The organism is Neobacillus citreus, from assembly GCF_018343545.2.
In the GTDB taxonomy this organism is placed as follows: Bacteria; Bacillota; Bacilli; order Bacillales; family Cytobacillaceae; genus Neobacillus; species Neobacillus citreus.
The window spans coordinates 112,735-118,993 of sequence record NZ_JAGYPE020000011.1 but is presented as its reverse complement, the minus strand read 5'-3'; the positions used below and the strand labels follow the sequence as shown (position 1 = coordinate 118,993).

6 protein-coding genes and 1 pseudogene are annotated in these 6,259 nt (G+C 41.4%); 3 read left to right on the top strand and 4 right to left on the bottom strand.

The genetic code is table 11. The features are described from left to right. The 3 genes and pseudogenes from KHB02_RS08925 to KHB02_RS08915 form a co-directional block, all read right to left on the bottom strand. A pseudogene (locus tag KHB02_RS08925) lies at positions 1 to 617 on the bottom strand (hypothetical protein); the annotation flags it as partial. 13 nt (positions 618 to 630) lie between these two features. Then, on the bottom strand, positions 631 to 1,020 hold the full coding sequence (locus KHB02_RS08920) for a DUF6114 domain-containing protein (RefSeq protein WP_213118156.1): 390 nt from the start codon (positions 1,018 to 1,020) through the stop codon (positions 631 to 633). Between the two features lie 13 nt (positions 1,021 to 1,033). Continuing rightward, positions 1,034 to 1,603 (bottom strand): DUF6230 family protein, encoded by a 570-nt coding sequence (locus tag KHB02_RS08915; RefSeq protein WP_213118157.1) that lies wholly within the window; start codon positions 1,601 to 1,603, stop codon positions 1,034 to 1,036. A 206-nt stretch (positions 1,604 to 1,809) separates the two neighbouring features. Between KHB02_RS08915 and KHB02_RS08910 the strand changes: the two genes are divergently transcribed. From KHB02_RS08910 to KHB02_RS08900, 3 genes are all read left to right on the top strand, one after another. Then, positions 1,810 to 3,312, top strand: a complete 1,503-nt coding sequence (locus tag KHB02_RS08910) for a response regulator transcription factor (protein ID WP_213146560.1) — start codon at positions 1,810 to 1,812, stop codon at positions 3,310 to 3,312. Positions 3,313 to 3,390: 78 nt separating this feature from the next. Continuing rightward, positions 3,391 to 3,783: a large-conductance mechanosensitive channel protein MscL gene (gene mscL / locus KHB02_RS08905; RefSeq protein ID WP_213146559.1), complete on the top strand. Its 393-nt coding sequence runs from the start codon at positions 3,391 to 3,393 to the stop codon at positions 3,781 to 3,783. An 81-nt stretch (positions 3,784 to 3,864) separates the two neighbouring features. Beyond that, positions 3,865 to 4,476 carry a Bax inhibitor-1/YccA family protein gene (locus tag KHB02_RS08900; protein ID WP_213146760.1) on the top strand — a complete coding sequence of 204 codons (612 nt, stop codon included), beginning with the start codon at positions 3,865 to 3,867 and terminating at the stop codon, positions 4,474 to 4,476. A 46-nt stretch (positions 4,477 to 4,522) separates the two neighbouring features. Here the strand turns inward: KHB02_RS08900 and KHB02_RS08895 are convergent, their stop codons facing one another. Next, a complete protein-coding gene (locus KHB02_RS08895) occupies positions 4,523 to 6,232 on the bottom strand; it encodes an aromatic amino acid hydroxylase (RefSeq protein ID WP_213146558.1) in 1,710 nt (569 codons plus the stop codon). Positions 6,233 to 6,259 lie beyond the last annotated feature (27 nt).

Here is a 6,259-nt window from a genome sequence, read left to right as displayed (position 1 = left end):
GTGTTACTATCAGCACAGGTAAGCGGCAGGTGTCCCGACATGATTTTTTCAATTTCCTTTTTCAATTGCTCCAAAGGAAGCTTACTTAAATCTTGAAGGATTTGCAGCTGGCCCGGCTTTTCAGGGCCAGCGTTTCCTGAAACCGTTTTTAGTGTCAATTGATTGATGACACTGTCATCTGACTCCATAAAGTGAGCCACCATCGTAACATTTTCCATCCCTAGCTGGGGGACTGTTTCTGCCGCATGGATACAGGCTCCTTTAAAGGAAATGGCCGAGATATCAACTGTCATTCCATATACGGTAACTGGTCCTTTTGCATTTAAGACAATGCTTATTGGTCCGTTGCCGGAATTAACCCGCTTTGTTAATTTCATACCATATATCGTGGCCGATTTATATTTAATTTGCAGCATCGGCTTTTTGTCAGTTGCGGATGTTTCTCGCTCTACAATGGAAGCTGACATCCCAGTCCCAACCACTCTGTCTGCCTCAATGATAAAGCCTTCCATATCGGTTGTTGTTTCTGCCCTAGCACCGTAACTAAAAGAGAAGAGCGAGAAAAACATGATCGCAACACTGCAGCTTATCAAGAAAGATTTGTTTTTCCACCACATAATTTGGTCTCCTTTAGAAGGTGAAGGTGTGTTGAACGGTTTCTTCGACACCGCTTGACCTTGTAGACTTCACTTTAGCCGGTCCCAAGTGCCATGCTGTCAAGAGCGAACCTCCGATAATTCCAAAGATTGTTCCGAAGAGAAACCCGCCTAACGCCCCAATTACAGATAATATCGATAGGAATATTGTAAAAATCCCTAGAATTCGTGACGCATTAGGGAAAAATAAGGCAATGATTCCGATTAACGTTATCATCCCGCCAAATAATAAACCAATAACGGCAATCGACCCAGGAAGGAAGGTGCTTAAATATAAGTTTAACGGTACCCATAAAATCATCAGCCCGCTTATAATTGTTAGCATGGCACCCCAAAACGGCCGCTTTTTTCGCCATTTTTTCATACTAGTTCCCTCCTTATTTTTTAATTCTTTCTACAGTCAGCTTCATTCCGTTCATATTAATCGTTTTCTGAAATAGATAATGAGTTTTTAATTTGGCATGCTCTAATGTGATCGTGGACGATTTTTGCTGGAATTGCTTTTGCCAGTCATCACTGTGATTCTCCTCGAGGACCAGGTTCTGGAACTTGGCATCTGCTTCAATAAGGCCGGCATCATGCTGCAGTCCGCTGATTTGAACTGGCTTGGAAGCCTGAATTTTGACTCGTATCCACTCACTGCCTACCTTAAAATCCTTGTATAATTGCAAATTGGTAATCGTTAAATTTTCAATAAGGTTTGTTCCTTGTGGTGCAGAATCCTCCGAGCTTGTTTCCCCCATCTTTGGATAGAAGGTATACCCTGTGCCTTCTAATTTATCAAACTCAACATAGAAATCACCTACACCCGCAATTGGCACTGCATAAGCGACACCAGAAATGCCGAATGACACTAACAGCAGTCCGAGAGCTAAAAACCCCGCTGTCAATGCTGACCAGAAAGCTTTCTTACTAATTGTTCCTTCAAGTTGAACTGGATTCTCCATAAAAAACCCTCCTACAATTCCGAATATTTAAATAATAATTACTTACTTTACCTTACACTTCTTTTTAGACAACTACAATCACTGAAAATATCGGAAATTTATAAGGACCCCCGTCAAATGCCGGGGTAATACTACTAAGGGCGTATTGGAAATTTTTCCAATCCATATTATTATATAAATATAGATTGTCCGGAGGTGGAAGCTTTATGGAAGAAAAAGTGGAGCGGCTCTTATTAAAAGGACTTTCCATTCTTTACGAGCTAAGTTCACCCTTTTTAAAAGAGTGGAAGATACTTATGCCTTCATTAAAATATCGAAATCAAAGTTTAGTTGATGAAATTGATGTCATTATTCAGTTTGCTATTAAAGATGTATTTCAAAATAAAAGCCTTAATGCTGATTCTTTTATCCTATCCTTGCTTGCCGAATGGCAAAAGCGTTTTTCCAGCAAGTATGATGAATATGAAGCCCTTTCTCTTGTCACAACCATTGAAAATATGTTTCACAAGCTTCTGGACAGAAATCCAGAGTCCTCATTTCTTGACCATCAGGCCATCCAAGCTTTTTTCATTAGAATACTAGACCAGGCACTTCTTAGTCAGGACATGGAATATCGAAACGAAAACAGCGCAAAAATCATTATTGAAACTAATGTTCTCCCTATGAAGTGGGTTGCCATTGTGAAAAAAGACAAAGAAGAGTATGTCATCGATAGCGTTGTCTGTTCCGATGAGAATCCAGTAGACGGCCATTTGCTTGAAATGTGTAAAAGCTTAAAGGCTCGGGAAATCGGCCACCTATCCATTGCAATTGAAAGATTAATAGGCCAAAACTCGGGTGATTCTCCCCTTATCCAAATTCCTTGCTTAAATGACACCCTGCTTATTTGCCTTGAGAATGAGAAATTTCAAGTAAAAGAACAGCAAATCGATTTTATTAGGGAAATGTATCTTCATCAGCTAAAGCTTTACCATTTGGAAAGCAAAATTGATTGGAAAAATACTTCGCTTTTATTTTTACAGCACCTGCTTCTTTCCCGCAGTGCAGGCGATGCTGTTAATGCGATTACGACAGGACTGGTTGAATATATGCCGTTCGAACGCTGTGCCTTATTTTTATATAATCAGTATGAAGAAAAAGGGATTGGTGTTTCCGGACATAATGTCAGCACATCTTCTGTTCAGCAAATTAGGGAGGAGGTTTTTAAACTTCCCCTGATTAAAAAGTATCTAAATTCGTTAACGCATTCACAGCCTCTCTATTTTTCCAATGCCGCAGAAGTGCTGCCAGAAAAATATATTCACGAATTTAAACTTCGCTCGTTAGTTGTGCTGCCTATTTTTGTTCCGACAAAAAACAAACTGATTGGAATCGCCATCTTGGACCAAGGGGAATATTCTGATTTTCTTGTGTCGAATCAAACCTTAACCACACTGATTAAATTTGGCCATTACGCTGGGGAGTTGTTGTTTTCCATTTGGGATGAGGCACTCCAGCAGTTCGGAAGCTTCGATACATTGTTAACACCTCGGGAGAAAGACGTGCTAAAGCTGATTGCTGAAGGGGCTTCCATAAGTGAAGCGGCTAAGGAGCTCCATTTAAGCAGCTACACTGTCCGTGATTATGTGTCGGTTATTATTCAAAAACTCGAGGCAAAAAACCGGACGGATGCGGCTGTTAAAGCAATCAAAATGAAGTTGATTTCATAGGTCTTTTATCACGGTTGCAGATAAACTCCATTTATGGTTACAATTATATATTAGACCGTTTTATGGAGGTAAAAATATATGTGGAATGAGTTTAAGCAATTCGCGATGAAAGGTAATGTCATCGACTTGGCAGTCGGTGTGATTATCGGCGGAGCGTTTGGGAAAATCGTCTCCTCGTTAGTTGATAATGTGATTATGCCAATCATTGTTTTATTAACTGGTCAAGTAGACGTGAAAGATCTGGCCTTTAAAAGTATTAAATACGGAGTATTTATCCAAAACATTATCGACTTTTTTATCATTGCCTTCACGATTTTTCTTTTTATCAAGTTTTTAAACCGTTTCAAGAAGAAGGAAGAGGTAAAAGAACAAGCACCGGTAAAAGTAGACCGCTCAGAGGAATTGCTTGCTGAGATTCGTGATTTACTAAAAGAAGACAAAGATTTTTTACGAAAACATGAAACTCCTTGACCACTTTTTCGTATATCTTTAATGTAAGCAAATTATTTATGAGGTGAAGATAAATTGTATAATACACAAACTTCGACTGAAATGATGCCTTCGGTATTACGGACGTTTGCGTTATCCCTTGCCGTTGCCTTTGTCGGGACGATGGCAGGTGTTTATGTTCCGCCAGCATTATTTATGCCATTAGCTATTTTAGAATTCATCATGATCCTTGCAGCTGTTTTCTTTAGAAGAAGGAAAGCCATCTCTTACTCTTTCCTTTATGTCTTTACGTTTATTTCGGGAATCACTCTGTATCCGATTGTCGCTTATTATGCAGCAACAGCCGGTGCCAATGTTGTTGTCATGGCGTTTGCCACAACAACCGTCGTGTTTGGCGGGATTTCCATTTATGCAGCTAAATCCAAACGGAACTTCTCGTTCTTAGGCGGATTCCTGCTCGCTGCCCTACTTGCGTTAGTGGCGATTTCAATTTTCAACATATTCTTCCCGTTAAGCTCAACCGGGATGCTGGCCTACTCCTTCATCGGGGTACTGGTCTTCAGCGGATATGTCCTTTTTGACATCAGCCGAATGAAGCATTACGGTGTACGCCCGGAAGATGTTCCAATGATGGCGTTAAGCCTGTACCTAGACTTCGTCAACCTATTCATCAGCATCCTGCGTATTTTCGGGATTTTGAATAGCCGTGATTAATTTCATATAACAAAAGGAGCTTGAGAACACACTCAAGCTCCTTTTGTTATATAAGTTCCAACCCCCGTTGAATTAATTGTTTGATGGAAGGGCCCCAACCCATTTCGTGAAGTGTTCTTATTAATCCTTGAACATTAGAATGGCCTGCGTCATGTAATTGATAAAGTTCCAGAATTTCCAACCGCAATAACCACTCTTTTGGATAGTTGTCATCAAGGAGAGCTGTAATTTTCCCTACCTCCGAGGCATTCCAATTAGAGCTTTCGCGAATTTGGCGAATCGATTCATAAAGGCTTTCAAGTTCGGTTTCACAATCCCTTACCGTTTCTTCTTCAAGCGGCATTGCAGGCTGCATATCAAAAAAGGAGTATGGATCGGCGGCACCTGCAAAAACGGATGTAATTCCCGCCCCGACAGCCATGTCAAAAGTTCCCCAATCGGGCTTAAATAAAAGTTGATTCTTATGCCTTACCGTACAATCCTTAAATGAAATGAGAATCGGTTTCCCCTCAGCAAGCAGAATCTTCGTAACTATCCCTTCCACTTTAATACCACTTTCAAAACACAGGCTTGTTGGGCTATCCTCGTAAATTCCCAAGGCATGCAATTGTTCCGGCTTGCAATCCTCCAGAACAATCCCGTGTGCTAAGCGGCCAATCGGTGTTCCAAACCCTTTTCGGTGGGTTTCCGTACTATGACCTGTTAACTGAATATCATCAAAGGATAACGCTGTCGGCCCGTTTGTCCGGAAATAAACGGCTTCCTCTCCTTCATCCTTTAAAATCTCCCCTAGCGTCCCTGTTACCTGCAGGCCTGAGGAAAAAACAATGGTCGCGATTGCTTCCGTTCTTAATGCTTTTTCGAGACTTTCCGTGCCGCCTTTCCTGAAGGCCATTGTTTCGGCGAATTTATCAATTTCCGCAGTCAATTCTGCAAAACTGCTACATACAAATAACTGTGGCTGCGGCTTGGTCACATCATACGGGGTGTGGATACATCCCTCAACGGAAAAGGGAATTTTCCGTACATCATCAGCAAGACAGCTTTGGCTTTCGCCCACTGAAGAAAGAAGCCCTGCCCCGTAAATTTTTGGATAATTCAGGTCGCCAATTAATCCGTATTCAACCGTCCACCAGAAAAGCCGGGAAACTTTGTCGGCCTCTGTTAATCCCTTTACCTTTTTCCTTGCCTCCGCTACCCTATTCTCAGCCTCCCTTACCTGTTCCGGGGTTGATTTCGGGTCCTCGGCGACAATTGTTAATTGGCGGATAGCCTTAAATACCTTCAGCTTTTCCTTGCTGGATAGTGCCTTTGCTCCCATTTCTCCTATTTTTTTAACAAAGTCGCGGTAAGATGGGTCCAAGAGAATAGGAGCATGTCCTGCCGCCTCATGGATAATATCCGGTGCAGGCGTATATGCGATATTTTCAATTTTTCGTATGTCTGTCGCGATTGGCAGAATACGGTTTTCTAGAAAGCTATAAAAAGCGGCACCAGGAATCAAACCATCTATTGCTACAGCCCCCCAGCCAACTTGTGCTAATTTTTCATTCATTTCCTCGACCCTCGGAATCGATTCTATATTGATTCCCGAATCTTTCAATCCTTTTACATAAGCGGAATGAGCAATATTCTTCAAATAAAAATGGTTTTGCCGCATGACAAAACGCCAAACAGCGTGGTTAATCGGCGTATACTGCCGATAGTGCTGCTTGGCGATATATTGCTGCAGGTGGACAGGAATCTTTTTACTCACTGTGACCTTCCCCTTTTTTAAAAAATA